Annotated in this window: 16 protein-coding genes; 4 read left to right on the plus strand and 12 right to left on the minus strand. The window is 59.7% G+C overall.

Features of this window, described 5'->3' with window-relative positions; genetic code table 11:
- Positions 1–42 precede the first annotated feature (42 nt).
- On the minus strand, positions 43–531 hold the full coding sequence (locus K3754_RS13785; RefSeq protein WP_231024099.1) for a GNAT family N-acetyltransferase: 489 nt from the start codon (positions 529–531) through the stop codon (positions 43–45).
- A gap of 85 nt (positions 532–616) precedes the next feature.
- Between K3754_RS13785 and K3754_RS13790 the strand changes: the two genes are divergently transcribed.
- Positions 617–1,222, plus strand: coding sequence for a flavin reductase family protein (locus tag K3754_RS13790; protein ID WP_203210549.1), 606 nt, complete (start codon positions 617–619; stop codon positions 1,220–1,222).
- A gap of 34 nt (positions 1,223–1,256) precedes the next feature.
- On the opposite strand, the gene K3754_RS13795 is transcribed toward K3754_RS13790, so the two are convergent.
- Positions 1,257–2,927 (minus strand): SulP family inorganic anion transporter, encoded by a 1,671-nt coding sequence (locus K3754_RS13795; RefSeq protein ID WP_259938046.1) that lies wholly within the window; start codon positions 2,925–2,927, stop codon positions 1,257–1,259.
- A 253-nt stretch (positions 2,928–3,180) separates the two neighbouring features.
- Here K3754_RS13795 and K3754_RS13800 point away from each other — a divergent pair, with 253 nt between their 5' ends.
- From K3754_RS13800 to K3754_RS13810, 3 genes are read left to right on the plus strand one after another with little or no spacing between them, the layout of a single operon-like run.
- Positions 3,181–4,053 carry an S-methyl-5'-thioadenosine phosphorylase gene (locus tag K3754_RS13800; RefSeq protein ID WP_203210547.1) on the plus strand — a complete coding sequence of 291 codons (873 nt, stop codon included), beginning with the start codon at positions 3,181–3,183 and terminating at the stop codon, positions 4,051–4,053.
- A gap of 42 nt (positions 4,054–4,095) precedes the next feature.
- Positions 4,096–4,725: a LysE family translocator gene (locus K3754_RS13805; RefSeq protein ID WP_259938048.1), complete on the plus strand. Its 630-nt coding sequence runs from the start codon at positions 4,096–4,098 to the stop codon at positions 4,723–4,725.
- Positions 4,722–5,252, plus strand: a complete 531-nt coding sequence (locus tag K3754_RS13810) for an adenine phosphoribosyltransferase (protein ID WP_203210545.1) — start codon at positions 4,722–4,724, stop codon at positions 5,250–5,252. Before K3754_RS13805 ends, K3754_RS13810 begins: the two co-directional genes overlap by 4 nt.
- On the opposite strand, the gene K3754_RS13815 is transcribed toward K3754_RS13810, so the two are convergent.
- The 10 genes from K3754_RS13815 to coxB all read right to left on the minus strand — a co-directional run bounded on the left by K3754_RS13815 (position 5,253) and on the right by coxB (position 14,346).
- The gene (locus K3754_RS13815; protein ID WP_259938049.1) at positions 5,253–6,680 is read right to left on the minus strand and encodes an FAD-binding oxidoreductase; all 1,428 of its coding nucleotides are present in this window, start codon (positions 6,678–6,680) and stop codon (positions 5,253–5,255) included.
- Positions 6,681–6,748: 68 nt separating this feature from the next.
- Entirely contained in the window at positions 6,749–7,333 is a 585-nt protein-coding gene (locus K3754_RS13820; RefSeq protein WP_203210543.1) for a GNAT family N-acetyltransferase, read from the minus strand.
- Positions 7,333–8,595: a pitrilysin family protein gene (locus K3754_RS13825; RefSeq protein ID WP_259938050.1), complete on the minus strand. Its 1,263-nt coding sequence runs from the start codon at positions 8,593–8,595 to the stop codon at positions 7,333–7,335. Before K3754_RS13825 ends, K3754_RS13820 begins: the two co-directional genes overlap by 1 nt.
- Complete coding sequence (gene thrC / locus K3754_RS13830; RefSeq protein ID WP_259938051.1) at positions 8,592–9,980, minus strand: threonine synthase; 1,389 nt, start codon at positions 9,978–9,980, stop codon at positions 8,592–8,594. The genes K3754_RS13825 and thrC overlap by 4 nt, the downstream gene beginning before the upstream one ends.
- Positions 9,981–9,983: 3 nt before the next feature.
- A complete protein-coding gene (locus K3754_RS13835) occupies positions 9,984–10,661 on the minus strand; it encodes an SURF1 family protein (RefSeq protein ID WP_203210540.1) in 678 nt (225 codons plus the stop codon).
- A gap of 102 nt (positions 10,662–10,763) precedes the next feature.
- Entirely contained in the window at positions 10,764–11,573 is an 810-nt protein-coding gene (locus K3754_RS13840; protein WP_203210539.1) for a cytochrome c oxidase subunit 3, read from the minus strand.
- Positions 11,574–11,598: 25 nt separating this feature from the next.
- Positions 11,599–12,174: a cytochrome c oxidase assembly protein gene (locus K3754_RS13845; protein WP_259938054.1), complete on the minus strand. Its 576-nt coding sequence runs from the start codon at positions 12,172–12,174 to the stop codon at positions 11,599–11,601.
- Positions 12,174–12,353, minus strand: a complete 180-nt coding sequence (locus K3754_RS13850; RefSeq protein ID WP_259938055.1) for a cytochrome C oxidase assembly protein — start codon at positions 12,351–12,353, stop codon at positions 12,174–12,176. The genes K3754_RS13845 and K3754_RS13850 overlap by 1 nt, the downstream gene beginning before the upstream one ends.
- Complete coding sequence (gene cyoE, locus K3754_RS13855; RefSeq protein WP_203210537.1) at positions 12,353–13,288, minus strand: heme o synthase; 936 nt, start codon at positions 13,286–13,288, stop codon at positions 12,353–12,355. Before cyoE ends, K3754_RS13850 begins: the two co-directional genes overlap by 1 nt.
- Positions 13,289–13,422: 134 nt before the next feature.
- Entirely contained in the window at positions 13,423–14,346 is a 924-nt protein-coding gene (gene coxB / locus K3754_RS13860; protein ID WP_259938057.1) for a cytochrome c oxidase subunit II, read from the minus strand.
- Between the last annotated feature and the right edge of the window lie 93 nt (positions 14,347–14,439).

A 14,439-nucleotide genomic window follows, 5' to 3' on the forward strand; every position in this document is an offset into this window, starting at 1 on the left:
CCTTCTCTTTGCCCTCTGATGTGGGGCGGAACCGGCCGGATTTCAATCGTTCCAGCGCCGCACATGTCCTTTGACCCCGTGCCAGGCGTCTTTTGACAGGGCGCGGCCCAGCACCCGTTCGGGATTTGTGGGTGGCGGCATGATCACATCCTCCAGCCGGTCAAAGCCAAAGCGGTTGTAATAGGGCGCATCCCCAACCAGCATCACCCGGTGCCAGCCAAAGGGCTTGGCCGCATTCAGGCTTTCCTCGATCAGTGCGCGGCCCAGTCCCTCGCCCTGGCGGGTTGGGTGCACCGCCACTGGCCCCAGCAGCAGCGCGTCATGCGCACCAATATGCACCGGCCAATAACGGATTGCCCCTGCCAGAATGCCATCTGCGTCCCGCGCCACATGGCTGAGGCCCGCCACCGAAGGCACCCCGTCGCGCAGGCGGTATGACGAAAGCGCCTTGCGCCCCGGCGCAAAGCAGGTGTCATAAAGCGCCTCGACCTCCCAATAATCATCAGGGGTTTCTGGGATGAGCTGGTACAAGGTGCGGTTCCTGCCCCGAATTGCGGTGGCCATGCCCCTAACATGACGTTAGCCATAGGTGCAATTGACCAAGGAGAGCGCCACAATGTTCTATCGTCCGGAAAATGGCCACGGCCTGCCGCATAACCCGTTCAACGCCATTGTCACCCCCCGCCCCATCGGCTGGATTTCCAGCCGTGACGCGGACGGGCGCGACAATCTTGCGCCCTATTCGTTTTTCAACGGCGTGGCCTATGTGCCGCCGCAGGTGATGTTTGCCTCGACCGGAGTGAAAGACGATGTGGACGGCACCAAGGATTCGGTTGCCAATATCCGTGAAACCGGCGTCTTTTGTGTGAACATCGTGGAATATGCCGCGCGGGAGGCCATGAACCTCAGCTCTGCCACCCTGCCCCATGACGCCGATGAGTTTGCCCATGCACAGGTTGAAAAGGCCGCTTGTGATGTGATTGATTGCGCCCGCGTGGCCAATGCCCCGGCGAGCCTTGAATGCCGCATGACCCAGATTGTCAGAATCGAGGGCGACGCCAACTTTGTGGTGTTTGGCGAGGTTGTTGGCGTGCATCTGCGCGATGATTGTGTGGTCGATGGCCGTTTTGACGTGACCCGGTACGAGCCGCTGTCGCGGCTGGGCTATCGCGATTATACCCGCGTGCGCGAAGTGTTTGAGATTATCCGCCCCGACGACTGATCACGGGGCGGATGAAAATCTGCCAAAACGCCATTCAGTGACCGCCCAGGACCCCTGTGCGCACGGAATAGTCGACCGCCAGCTCGTAATCAGGATCATCGTCACTGTCGATCATCAGGTGGCCCGCTTTGGTCAGCAGTTTGTGGCAATCGCGGCTGAGGTGGCGCAGGGCTACATGTTTGCCCGCGGCCTCGTATTTCCCCGCAATCGCCTCGATCGCCTGCAGGGCGGATTGGTCCACAACGCGGCTGTCGGCAAAATCAATGATCACGCGGTCCGGATCGCCGGGCACGTCGAACAGCTCCGCAAAACCATCGGAGGAACCAAAGAACAACGGTCCGTGGATTTCATAGACCTTGGCGCCTTCTTCGGAATGGGATTCGCGCGTCGTCGCGTGGATGCGCCGGGCGTTGTTCCAGGCATAGGCCAGCGCCGAGACGATCACACCAACCACGACTGCAACCGCCAGATCTTTATAGACCGTCACACCCGTCACCAGCAGGATCACAAAGGCGTCTGTCAGCGGCACCTTGCGCAGGATCGTAAGGGAATTCCACGCAAAGGTGCCGATCACCACCATGAACATCACACCGACCAGCGCGGCCAGCGGGATCTGTTCAATCAGCGGAGAGCCGACAAGGATGAAGAGCAGCAAAAACACCGCCGCTGCGATCCCGGCCACGCGGGTGCGGCCGCCGGATTTGACGTTGATCATCGACTGACCAATCATCGCGCAACCGCCCATACCCGCGAAAAAGCCGGTCACGGTATTGGCGACGCCCTGGGCAATACACTCCTGGCTCGCACCGCCGCGGGTGCCGGTCATGTCACTGACCAGATTAAGGGTCAGCAGCGATTCAATCAGGCCGATCGCCGCGAGGATCACCGCGTAGGGCGCAATGATATAAAGGGTTTCGAGGGTGAAGGGCGCCAGGGCAGTGCCATAAAGGCCAATGCCTTCACCAAAGGGGATGTGCAGCATCGGCAACCCTCCTTCGATAGAGGCCAGATCGCCCACGCGCGGCACGTCCATTCCGGTAAAGATCACCACGGCTGCAACAATGCCAATGCCAGCCAGCGGTGCGGGGATAAACTTGGTGATGCGCGGCATGACCCAGATGATCGCCATCGTGGCCCCCACAAGCGCCAGCATCAGATAAAGCGGCGTGCCCGAGAGCCATTCACCGCCGCCCATGCCATGCCCGGTGTCCACCATGGTGCCGGGCACCTTGAACTGGCTCATCTGGGCGAGGAAAATCACAATCGCCAACCCGTTCACGAAGCCAAGCATCACCGGATGCGGGACCAGACGGATAAACTTGCCCCATTGCATCACGCCGGCGAAGATCTGGATCAATCCCATCAACACCACAGTGGCAAAGAGATATTCAACCCCGTGCTGCGCAACCAGCGCCACCATTACAACCGCCAAGGCACCTGTCGCGCCGGAGATCATGCCGGGGCGACCGCCGATCAATGCGGTGATCAGGCCGACCAGAAACGCCGCATAAAGCCCGACCAGCGGGTGCACACCGGCAACAAAGGCAAAGGCCACCGCTTCGGGCACCAGCGCCAGCGCGACCGTCAAACCCGACAGCAGTTCGATACGCAACCGGCCAATGGAAAACCCGTCTTCGGGCATCCAGCGCAGGTCGGTGACTTCCAGATTTTTCGTAAAACTATGCAGAAGTGAGGCGCGCGCCATGGGGCATCCTTTGTCGAGAGGGATCGGAGGGAGCCTTGTTGCGTCGCAAGGCGTTGGCCGCTGCCTAGACCAGAACCACCCAAATGAAAACCCTTTCGGCCTTGCAGGGCTGCCCCCCATGGCCATAGCGCCGCTCAGTGCCGCCAAATGCTCACCCATCTGTCATCCTCATCGCCCCTTTCCGGGGTTGAAATCAGCCCGGCGCTCTGCCTTCCTGCACATTGCAGAGGCAAAGATGCGAGAAGGGGCCGCTATGACACAGACCAAGATTGCCGTGATCGGCGGATCAGGCATTTACGAGATTGACGGCCTTCAGAACGCCGATTGGGTGCAGGTGGAAACCCCCTGGGGCGATCCGTCCGACCAGCTTCTGACCGGCAGTCTGGACGGTGTCGAGATGGTGTTTCTGCCCCGCCATGGGCGCGGCCATGTGCATGCGCCCAGTGATGTGCCTTATCGTGCCAACATTGACGCGCTCAAGCGGCTTGGCTGCACCGATGTGATCTCTGTGTCGGCCTGCGGCTCCTTCCGCGAGGAAATGGCACCGGGCGATTTTGTCATTGTAGATCAATTCATTGACCGCACCTTTGCGCGGCCCAAATCGTTCTTTGGCTCCGGCTGTGTGGCCCATGTCAGCGTGGCGCATCCAACCTGCCCGCGCCTTGGGGACGCTTGCGAGACCGCGGCCAGAGACGCCGGCATCAATGTGCATCGCGGCGGCACTTATCTGGCCATGGAAGGCCCGCAGTTTTCGACACTGGCGGAATCCAAGATGTACCGCGAAAGCTGGGGCGCGGACGTGATCGGGATGACCAATATGCCCGAGGCCAAACTCGCCCGCGAGGCGGAGCTTTGTTATGCCTCTGTCGCGATGATCACCGATTATGACAGCTGGCACCCTGACCATGGCGAGGTGGATGTGACTGCGATCATTGCCACGCTGATGGGCAACGCCGACAAAGGCCGCGCCTTGGTGGCCCGTTTGCCGCAACTGCTGGGCGCTGACCGGGCGCCCTGCCCGCATGGGTGTGATCGGGCTTTGGAATTCGCGATTCTGACACAGCCAGAGGCACGCGACCCCGAAGTGATGGCCAAGCTGGACGCAGTGGCAGGCCGCGTGATTTGATGATGCAACGGCCCCTGTGGGCTGAGGACAGGAAAACACATAATGACATTCGAAATCTGGCTGACCTTCGTGGCAGCATCCTTTGCCCTGCTGTTGATCCCCGGCCCGACGGTCCTGTTGGTGCTGAGCTATGCACTCAGCAAAGGTCGCTCTGTTGCGGTGGCCTCGGCGGCTGGGGTGGCCTTGGGTGATCTCGTCGCGATGAGCGCCTCGCTGGCGGGATTGGGCGCGCTGGTTCTGGCCTCTGCCACGCTGTTCACGGCGCTGAAATGGGTGGGCGCGGCCTATCTGGTCTGGCTGGGGTTCAAATTGATCCGCTCCGCACCAAGTGAGGGGCTCTCGGTACCCACAGCAGACAACATCACAGCGAGCCGGGTGTTTGGCCACACCGCAGCGGTGACGGCGCTGAACCCCAAGTCCATCGCCTTTTTCATCGCCTTTGTGCCGCAGTTCCTGACCCCTGCCGCGCCTTTGTTGCCGCAGTTTGCAATCCTCATTGCGACCTTCGTGACACTGGCGGCGCTCAACGCTTTGGCGTATGCGCTTTTGGCAGACCGGTTGCGCCAGATCATTGCGCGACCATCCATCATTACCTGGATCACACGGGCGGGCGGTGCCGCGTTGATCACCATGGGTGTATTGACCGCCACATTGCGCCGGAGCATGCCATGAAGAACGTACAGGATTATATCCGCACCATCGTCGATTTCCCACACGAGGGGATCATGTTCCGCGATGTGACCACTTTGTTTGCCGATCCGCGCGGCTTTCGCATGGCGATTGACCAGATGCTGCACCCCTATGCGGGCATCAACATCGACAAGGTTGTGGGGCTAGAGGCACGCGGCTTTATCCTTGGCGGCGCGATCGCACATCAGCTGAGCGTTGGGTTTGTCCCGATCCGCAAGAAAGGCAAGCTGCCCGGCACCACCATCAGCCAAGACTACAAGCTGGAGTATGGCGAGGCAATTGTAGAGGTCCACGATGACGCCATCAAAGAGGGCGAAAAGGTTCTGGTGGTGGATGATCTGCTGGCCACCGGCGGCACCGCCGAGGCGGGGATCAAACTGATCCACCGTCTGGGCGGCGAAATTGTCTCATGCGCCTTTATCATTGATCTGCCCGAGCTGGGCGGCCGCAAAAAGCTTGAGAATATGGGCATGGATGTGCATGCCCTCTGCGCATTTGACGGTCTCTGATCAGGTCTGACGCAGCACCGCACCGGGATTCATGATCCCGTTTGGGTCCAGCGCCGCCTTGATGGCACGCATCGCCGACAGTTTGGCCGGATCGCCATAACGTTCCAGATCGCCGACCTTGAGCCGCCCGATGCCGTGTTCGGCGCTGACCGATCCGCCCATCTGATCCACAAGATCATGGATCAGGCATTTTATCTCTTCGCGCTGGTTCTGGTGATCGGCGCGAGATTTGCCCGGCATGGGAAAAACGTTGAAATGCAGATTTCCATCGCCCACATGGCCAAAGCAATTGATCCGAAACGCGCCAATTTCGGCGATTTTCGCGGTGCCTTGGGCGATGAAGTCAGCGATCGCGCTGAGCGGAACAGAGATATCGTGGCTGGAGACAGAGCCGATCCTGCGATTCGCCTCCGGGATCATTTCGCGGATCCGCCAGAAATCATCTGATTGTTGCTGATTCTGTGCAATCACACCGTCCGATACCAGCCCCGCCTCATAGGCACCGACAAAAAGTGCCTCAAGTGCATCGGCGGGGATCAACCCACCGCTGAGGCCGACATCGATCAGCACGGTCCATTCCGGCACGTCATCAAAGGGCAGGCGCACATCAAGGTCGGCTTCGGCCAGAAAGTGCATGCCCTGCCCGTGGATCAGTTCAAAGGCGCTGACCATCTCGCCCAAGTGGTCGCGGGCCAGTGACAGCAGTTTCAGCGCGGATGCGGGGCTTGGCACGACCAACATCGCGCTGCCGGTTTGTGCAGGCTTTGGAAACAGTTTCAGCGCCGCGCCCGTGATCACCCCCAATGTCCCCTCGGCCCCGATCAACAGGTGCCGCAGGTCATAGCCGGTGTTGTTTTTGCGCAGGCGGGTCAGACCGTTCCAGATCTGACCATCCGGCAGCACGGCCTCTAGCCCCAGACATAGATCGCGGGCATTGCCATAGCGCAGCACGCCGGTGCCGCCCGCATTCGTGGCCAGATTGCCGCCGATCCGCGCCGATCCTTCGGAGGCCAGCGACAGCGGGAACACACGGTCCTGCGCATCTGCCGCGATCTGAATATCGACCAAAATCGCGCCGCCATCAGCGACCAGAACGTTTTCGTCGGCATGAACCGCGCGGATCTGATTCAACCGTTCCATGGACAGGAGCAATGGCACTGCGCCGTCCTGTGCCACCTGCCCGCCTACCAGACCTGTGCCTCCGCCATAGGGCACCACGCCGACGCGGGCCGCATTGGCGTGACGGATCAGCGTCGCCACCTCCTTGGCGCTGCGCGGCAGGGCCACGGCGGTGGGCTGACCGGCGTAAATGCCGCGCGGCTCTTCGAGGTATCGGGCATCTGCCGGACGCAGGGTGCCTGCGGGCAAGGCTGCCTCAAGCGAGGACAGAAAAGAAGCATCGGCGGGGTTGAGCGGTTTTGACGTCATGCCCCATCAATCGGCATTGGCGAATGAGGATGCAAGAGGGTATTGCACCGCGCCGGCGGGATGCAGGCCTATCCCACCTCGGTGCGCCCGCGCCGGTCGCCGCGCAGGCACGCATAAAGCACATGGGTCCGCCAGCGTCCGGCAATCTGAAGATAGCTTTGCGCGACACCTTCATATTTGAAGCCCGACTTTTCCAACAAACCACGCGAGGGTTTGTTTTCCGGCAAACAGGCCGCCTCGATCCGGCTGAGGTCCAGTCGGGTGAAGGCCTGATGCACCACCGCCTCAATCGCCTCACGCATATAGCCTTGGCGTGCAAAAGGGGCGCCTGTCCAATAGCCCAGCGTGCCTGCCTGTGCAGGACCGCGGCGGATATTGTCGAGGGTGATGGCACCGATCAGGGTTTGATCCTCGCGCCGGATCAGGAACAGCGGCATCGCCGTGCCAGAGCTGATTGATCTTGAGGCCCAATAGACCCGATTGGAAAAAGCCTTCCGGGTCAGGTGATCATCAGCCCAGGCCGGTTCCCATTGTTTGAGGTAGCTTTCGCTTTTGACCCGCAGCGCTGTCCATGGCCGGAAATCTGCATGCACGGGGGTGCGCAGCGTCAAACGCTCTGTTTCGATCTTCAGCTTGCGTTTGATCAGCAACATCAGGCCGCGCGGCGCTCCTCTAGCTGCTGCAAAGTTGGCGCGTCATCAACCGGACCGTAAAGCGCAAGCGCGGCGGGTGCCTGCGCCGCGATCCGCTCTGCCATGTCGCGCACATCGCCGGTGGTCACGGCATCGATCTTTTCGATGGTTTCCTCAAGCGGCGGAATGCGGTCCCAGATCTGGATCAGCCGCGCCAGACGTTCGGCGCGGTTCGACGGGCTTTCCAGCCCCATCAGCAATCCTGCCTTCATCTGCGCACGGGCGCGGGCCACCTCGGCGGGAGACATATCCGCAGCGGCGCGTTTCATCTCATCGATGGTGATGCCTGCCAGTTCCGGCAGTTGTTCGGCAGAGGTGCCTGCATAGACCGTCATCATGCCGGTATCGGCATAGGCCCCGGCTTGGGCAAAGATACTATAGCATAGGCCGCGGTTCTCTCGAATCTCCTGGAACAAACGCGATGACATGCCGCCCCCCAGCGCAGAGGCATAGATCTGCGCCACATAGATATCGTCAGCGCGGTAGCCGGGTGATTCAAATCCTAGGGCAAAATGTGCCTGTTCCAGCGGTTTGAGCTGGCGGGTCTCGCCCCCTTTGAACTGCGCTGGCACCGTCTGGAACAGCGGCTTGGTCGGCATATCGCCAAACAACGTCTCGGCCAGTTTGACAATCTCGTCGTGGTCCACCGCACCAGCGGCGGCAAGGATCATCTGTTCGGGGCCATAGTGATCGTCAATGAAGGATCGCAAATCTGCCTGCCCAAAGGCCGACACCCGTTCCGCCGGGCCAAGGATCGTGCGGCCAAGCGGCTGATCTGGATAGGCCTCTTCTTGCAGCCAGTCAAAGATCACGTCATCGGGGGTGTCCAGCGCCTGACCGATCTCTTGCAGGATCACCCCGCGCTCCACCTCGATCTCTTTGGGGTCGAGTACAGGATTGCGCAGGATATCGGCAATCACATCCAGCCCCAGCGCCACATCGTTTTCCAGCACCCGCACGTAATAGGCGGTCACTTCGCGCGAGGTGTAGGCGTTGATATAACCGCCCACATCCTCAATCGCCTCGGCGATCTGCAAAGACGTGCGCCGTTCGGTGCCCTTGAACGCCATATGCTCAAGGAAATGGGCGATGCCGTTCTGATTTGGTGTCTCATGGCGCCCGCCTGCCGACACCCAGATCCCGATTGAGGCCGAGGCAAGCCCCGGCATATTTTCGGTGACGATGCGGAATCCGTTTGGCAGGCGGTGCTGGTTCAGGCTCACGCGTTGAGTTTCCCTTTGATGAGCGTCTTCAACGCGTCAAGATCATTGTCCACACGGGTCAGGCGTTCGTCGCGGTCAAACAGATCCGCCATGCGCGGCGGCAGGCCGGGACGCACACCTGTAGCCGCCTCAACCGCATCGGGGAACTTGGCCGGATGCGCGGTGGCCAGTGTGATCATCGGGATTGCCGGATCGCGCTTTTCATTGGCCACTTTCACACCAATGGCGGAATGCGGGCACAGCAGCTCAGCCGAGGTTTTCAGCGTGTCTGCGATTGTGGCCGATGTTTCTTCTTCGGAGGCGCGGCCGGAGCGGTAGATCTCTTGCAAGGCCTGCAATGCGCCTTGTGACACATCAAAACCGCCCTGCCCCAGTTCATCCATCAATTGTTTGATCGCCGCGCCGTCGCGGCCATAGGCATCAAAAAGCGCCCGCTCAAAGTTGGACGAGACCTGAATATCCATCGACGGGCTGATGGAGGCATGTACGCCGCCCTTGTGATAGCCTTGGCCCTTGAGGCACCGGTCCAGAATATCGTTCTGGTTGGTGGCAACGACCAGATCTTCGATGGGCAGGCCCATCTGGCGGGCAATATAGCCGGCAAAGATGTCGCCAAAGTTGCCGGTTGGCACGGTAAAGCTGACTTTGCGGTCCGGCGCGCCCAGGGACACGGCGGAGGAGAAGTAGTAAACCACCTGCGCCAGTACCCGGCCCCAGTTGATCGAATTGACACCGGCCAGTTTCACGCTGTCGCGGAAGTCAAAGTCGTTGAACATATCCTTCAGGCGGGCCTGACAATCGTCAAAGTCACCATCCACCGCCAGGGCATGCACGTTGGATTCCGTTGGCGTGGTCATCTGGCGGCGCTGCACTTCGGAAACGCGGCCATGTGGATAAAGGATAAACACATCGACATTGTCGAGGCCGCGGAAGGCCTCGATCGCGGCAGAGCCTGTGTCGCCCGAGGTCGCGCCAACAATCGTCACACGCTTGCCCTTGCGGCCCAAAGCCTTTTGGAACATCTGGCCAATCAGCTGCATCGCAAAATCTTTGAACGCCAAAGTCGGGCCGTGAAACAGCTCAAGCAGGAAATGATTTGGCGCAAGCTGCACCATCGGCGCACGGGCGACATGGCCAAAACTGCCATAGGCCTTGGCGATCAGCTCGCGGAATTCGTCGTCGGTAAAGGTGTCACCGATGAAGGGGCGCATCACGGTAAAGGCGACCTCTTCATAGGACTGCCCTGCCATCGCGGCGATCTGATCTTTGGTCAGCGTCGGTATGGATTCGGGAACATATAGTCCGCCATCGCGGGCCAGTCCGGTCAGCATGGCTTCTTCGAAGCTCAGAACAGGGGCCGTGCCACGGGTGGAAATATAGCGCATGGGTCAGCTTTCGAGTTTGGCGCCGCGACGACGGCGCATAAATAGAATGGACATGGCCAACCAGATGGCAGCCAGCGAAAACCATGTAATGGCGTAATTCAGGTGATCGTTGGGAATCCGGCTGGTGTCTACGGGCAATGGCGTCACGACGCTGTCTGGCACCGACAGATCCCGGGCCACCACAAGGATTGGTTCCGCTGCCAAGGCCGCTGCGAGATCATCCACATCACGGGCAAACCAGATATTCAGGTCAAAATCCGCCTCGGGGGTGAAACGATCGGTCTCCTGCGGCCAGTGCAGGTTTCCGGTGACAGTGACCAATCCTTCGGGCGTCGGCACGGACTTGTCGTCCACCGAGACAAAGCCGCGGTCCACGAGGATGCGGTCATTGACGGTTTCCAGTGCCGTGATCAGACGGTACCCCGCCCCCACTTCCTTTTGGGAAACCAGAACACGCAGGGTGTCCCCTTCAAATGTGCCTGTGACCGTGACCGGCAAAAAGGCATCGGTCTGCGGATCAGGCTGTGCAGGCAAGGTTACGGGATCGGCAAGGATGCGGGCGTTGATATCCGCAATCAGCGCCTCTTTCCACGCGAGGCGCTGCAACTGCCAAACGCCCAGCGACAGCAGGATCGCGGCGCCGCCTAGTCCAACAATAATAAGAAAAAGCACGCGGCTCATGGGCGACATTCTCTGCGTCAAAGACAAGGCGCGCGAAGTCCCCTTCGCGCGCCTTGGGTTTTCGGGGATCGAGGCCGCAGATGCAACCCCGTCTGCACGTTCTTACGCAGGAACGCCCCAGATGTAGACGGCGAAGAACAGGAACAGCCAGACCACATCAACAAAGTGCCAGTACCATGCGGCCGCCTCAAACCCGACGTGTTGTTCGGGGGTGAAGTCGCCGCGCATCGCCCGGATCAAGCAGACCAGCAGGAAGATCGTGCCGATCACAACGTGAAACCCGTGAAAGCCTGTGGCCATGAAGAACGCGGAAAAGAACGCGTCGCCGCCGAACACCCAGTCGTGGTGCAGGATCAGTTCGGCATATTCGTAAGCCTGAAGCGCGGTGAACGCGACGCCCAGAATGACCGAGATTGCCAGACCGTTGATCAGGTCTTTGCGGTTGTTTTCATGCACAATCGCGTGGTGCGCCCAAGTCACGGCACAGCCCGAAAGCAGCAGGATCAACGTGTTGATCAGCGGCAGGTGGAAGGCGTTTACCGGATCAAACACCGGCGGCACATATTCGGACCCGACATATTCGTTCATCGGGTACATGGCCTGTTTGAAGAAGGTCCAGAACCACGCCACAAAGAACATCACTTCGGACATGATGAACAGGATAAAGCCATAGCGCAGGCCAAGGCGGACAACACCGGTGTGATCGCCCACATGGCTTTCGATGACGACTTCACGCCACCAGCCGAACATCACGTATAGCACGGCGACAAAGCCACCGAGGAACAGAAACGGTGTGACATCGTGCATCCAAAGCACAGCGCCAAAAAGCATCACAAATCCAGCAAGAGCGCCCAGAAGGGGCCAGCTTGACGGGCTTAGGATGTGGTAATCGTGGTTCTTAGCATGTGCCATATCGCGGGCGTCCCTCAGCTTTTCTTTAGTTCAGGTCTGTTGTGCTGTCCTGGTCCAAGGCGGCATAGCCTTCGGGCAGGTCAATTTCATAGAATGTATAAGACAGAGTGATGGTATGTACAAACTTCCCATCGCGGTCTTTGACGATTTCCGGGTCCACAAAGAAGCTGACCGGCATTTGCACCCGTTCACCGGGGGCCAAAACCTGTTCTTCAAAGCAGAAACAGTCGATTTTTTCAAAAAACGCACCTGCAGTGTAGGGAGTCACGTTGTAACTCGCCTGCCCTGCGATGGGCTGCGATGTGGGATTATAGGCCTCATAAAAGGCCAAACCGGTCTCGCCGATGCGAATCTCCATCTCGCGTACGACCGGCGTGAACTCCCACGCCATGCCGCTGTTGAGTGAAGCGTCAAAGCGAACCTTGATTGTCTGGTCGAGAATCTCGTCGGATGCCGTTTCTACCTGCCCCGGCACCCCGCCAAAGCCGGTGACCCGGCAGAACCAGTCGTAAAACGGCACGGATGCCCAGGCCAATGCGCCCATGACCACGACCAGCGACACTGTTTGTGCAACGGTTTTTTGTGGTCCGGTCATCGCCATCAATTGCTCTCCTGAGTTTGGGCCGCAGGTGCGCCCATCGCCTTGGTGAAATCGGTTTGGGTGATTTTGACGAAAGTCAGAACCATCACCAATATGACAAAAGCGCCCAGCATCAGGCCCACACCCACATTGCGCCCGCGGCGGCGGTTGTGGATTTCATGTTCGGTCCGCATGTTCATCACCAGCCCCCAAGGCCCCATGGCCGCAGCGTCGCTTCGACCAGTATCGCACCAAAGTGCAGGAAGAGGTAAAACAGCGACAGGCGGAAGAATTTGCGTTCCACCTTGTAGTTGTCGGCCTCGGATGCGTCTTCGTCGCGCTGCCAGATCCGGTAGGCGCCCAGCAGGAACAGCGCGTTCAGCACCAGCGAAAAGCTCAGGTAGATCCAGCCGCCGATCGCGGTGAAGCCGGTGCCGACAGCCAGAACCGCCAGAACAACAGTATAGGCCAGAATGTGACGGCGTGTTGCCGGGCGGCCGTGGGTCACCGTCAGCATTGGCACATCGGCATCGTCATAGTCAGAGCGCATGAACAGCGCCAAGGCCCAGAAATGCGGCGGCGTCCACATGAAGATAAGCGCGAACATCAGCCATGCCTCGATGGAAAAGCTGCCCGTGGCGATGATCCAGCCGATCACCGGCGGGAAAGCCCCCGCCGCGCCACCGATCACGATGTTCTGCGGCGTGCGGCGCTTGAGCCACATGGTGTAGAAGACTGCGTAGAACAGGATTGTAAACAGCAGCATTCCTGCCGCCAGCAGATTGGCCGCCAGCCCCAGCATCATCACCGACATGCCCGACAGGGCCACGCCCAGCGCCAAAGCCTCGCCCGGTTGCACCTTGCCAGCCGGGATCGGGCGGCTTTGGGTGCGGCGCATGATCCGGTCAATGTCAGCGTCCCACCACATGTTCAGCGCGCCAGAGGCGCCTGCCCCGATGGCAACAAACAAGATCGCGGCAAAGCCGACAACGGGATGAACAGACACAGGTGCCGCCAGCATGCCCACCAATGCGGTGAACACGACAAGTTGCATGACGCGGGGTTTGAAGAGGGCAAAATAATCGCCCAGCTGTGCCTCGTGTTCCGCTGCAGGAGTGTTGGTGATGTCAGTCATCCCATGCCTTTGCCGAAAAGAGATCCCTGCGGGGGATCTGCCAGATTGCTGATGATCGGAAGGGTGGACCGCAGCCCACCCTTTTCAAGTCTCAGTACCAACAGGGTGCGGTTTCGCCGCACCCTGGTTTCGATTCAGTTGGACGCAACAGTCAGCGGCTGAGGGATACCTGCGTATTCCTCTTTCGCGCGGCCCAGCCACTCCTGATAGGCGGCTTCGGAGACAACCTTGACCGTGATCGGCATATAGGCGTGCGCCTGACCGCAGAGTTCTGAACACTGACCAAAATAAACGCCTTCTTTCTCGGCGTTGAACCACAGTTCAGCCAAACGCCCCGGAACGCCGTCCTGCTTTACGCCAAAGGCCGGGATGGTCCATGCGTGGATCACGTCGGATGCCGTCACCTGCATCACGATGGTCTTGCCGACAGGCACCACAACAGCAGTGTCCGTGGCCAGCAGCCATTCATCGCGTGAATAGCCTGCCGCTTCAAGCTTGGCGATCATCACGTCGTCCAGACGGTTGGCGATGACGCCCGCGGCCTCTTCTTCGGAGGTCAGAGTCGCCGGCGCACCGATCATGTAGCTGTCAAAGCCAAAGCCATCATCGACGTATTCGTAAGACCAATACCACTGGTTGCCGATGGCCTTGATGGTCACGTCGGCCTCAGGGATTTCCTGCTGGCGGAACAAGATCGGCAAGGAATATGCGCCGATCAGCACCAGAATCAGTATAGGCCCGATGGTCCATGCCACTTCAACCGGGGTGTGGTGGGTGAACGACGCAGGCTCCGGATTGCGCTTTTTGTTGTAGCGGATGATCACCCAAAGGATCAGCGCGGTCACAAAGACAGTGATCAAGGTGATGATCACCAGAATCAGATAGTCCAGATCGTGAATGTCACGGGCCAGACGGGTCACGGCGGGCTGGAACCCCATTTCACCATCAACCGGTGTACCGATCACTTCCAGACCGTCGATGCGCAGATTGTCCTGTGCCAATGCTGGAAGGGCGGAGAAGCTGGCCAGAAGCGCGCTTGCAGAGAGAAGTTTTTTCATAAGTCGTCCTGATCTTGTGACCATTTGTTCTACGGGTTCAACCAAGCGGAGCCCGTTTGACAGCCGCCCGTTGTAATCTTGATGCTTACAATC

This window comes from Sulfitobacter sp. M368, assembly GCF_025141875.1.
Taxonomy (GTDB): domain Bacteria; phylum Pseudomonadota; class Alphaproteobacteria; order Rhodobacterales; family Rhodobacteraceae; genus Sulfitobacter; species Sulfitobacter mediterraneus_A.

Excerpts from the sequence above, each read along its gene's own strand:
- cyoE (WP_203210537.1), bottom strand. The coding sequence starts at position 13,288 with ATGACTGACATCACCAACACTCCTGCAGCGGAACACGAGGCACAGCTG.
- K3754_RS13845 (WP_259938054.1), bottom strand. The coding sequence starts at position 12,174 with ATGGCGATGACCGGACCACAAAAAACCGTTGCACAAACAGTGTCGCTG.
- K3754_RS13820 (WP_203210543.1), bottom strand. The coding sequence starts at position 7,333 with ATGTTGCTGATCAAACGCAAGCTGAAGATCGAAACAGAGCGTTTGACG.
- K3754_RS13810 (WP_203210545.1), top strand. The coding sequence starts at position 4,722 with ATGAAGAACGTACAGGATTATATCCGCACCATCGTCGATTTCCCACAC.
- K3754_RS13805 (WP_259938048.1), top strand. The coding sequence starts at position 4,096 with ATGACATTCGAAATCTGGCTGACCTTCGTGGCAGCATCCTTTGCCCTG.
- K3754_RS13835 (WP_203210540.1), bottom strand. The coding sequence starts at position 10,661 with ATGAGCCGCGTGCTTTTTCTTATTATTGTTGGACTAGGCGGCGCCGCG.
- K3754_RS13790 (WP_203210549.1), top strand. The coding sequence starts at position 617 with ATGTTCTATCGTCCGGAAAATGGCCACGGCCTGCCGCATAACCCGTTC.
- K3754_RS13850 (WP_259938055.1), bottom strand. The coding sequence starts at position 12,353 with ATGAACATGCGGACCGAACATGAAATCCACAACCGCCGCCGCGGGCGC.
- K3754_RS13840 (WP_203210539.1), bottom strand. The coding sequence starts at position 11,573 with ATGGCACATGCTAAGAACCACGATTACCACATCCTAAGCCCGTCAAGC.
- K3754_RS13800 (WP_203210547.1), top strand. The coding sequence starts at position 3,181 with ATGACACAGACCAAGATTGCCGTGATCGGCGGATCAGGCATTTACGAG.
- thrC (WP_259938051.1), bottom strand. The coding sequence starts at position 9,980 with ATGCGCTATATTTCCACCCGTGGCACGGCCCCTGTTCTGAGCTTCGAA.
- K3754_RS13795 (WP_259938046.1), bottom strand. The coding sequence starts at position 2,927 with ATGGCGCGCGCCTCACTTCTGCATAGTTTTACGAAAAATCTGGAAGTC.
- coxB (WP_259938057.1), bottom strand. The coding sequence starts at position 14,346 with ATGAAAAAACTTCTCTCTGCAAGCGCGCTTCTGGCCAGCTTCTCCGCC.
- K3754_RS13815 (WP_259938049.1), bottom strand. The coding sequence starts at position 6,680 with ATGACGTCAAAACCGCTCAACCCCGCCGATGCTTCTTTTCTGTCCTCG.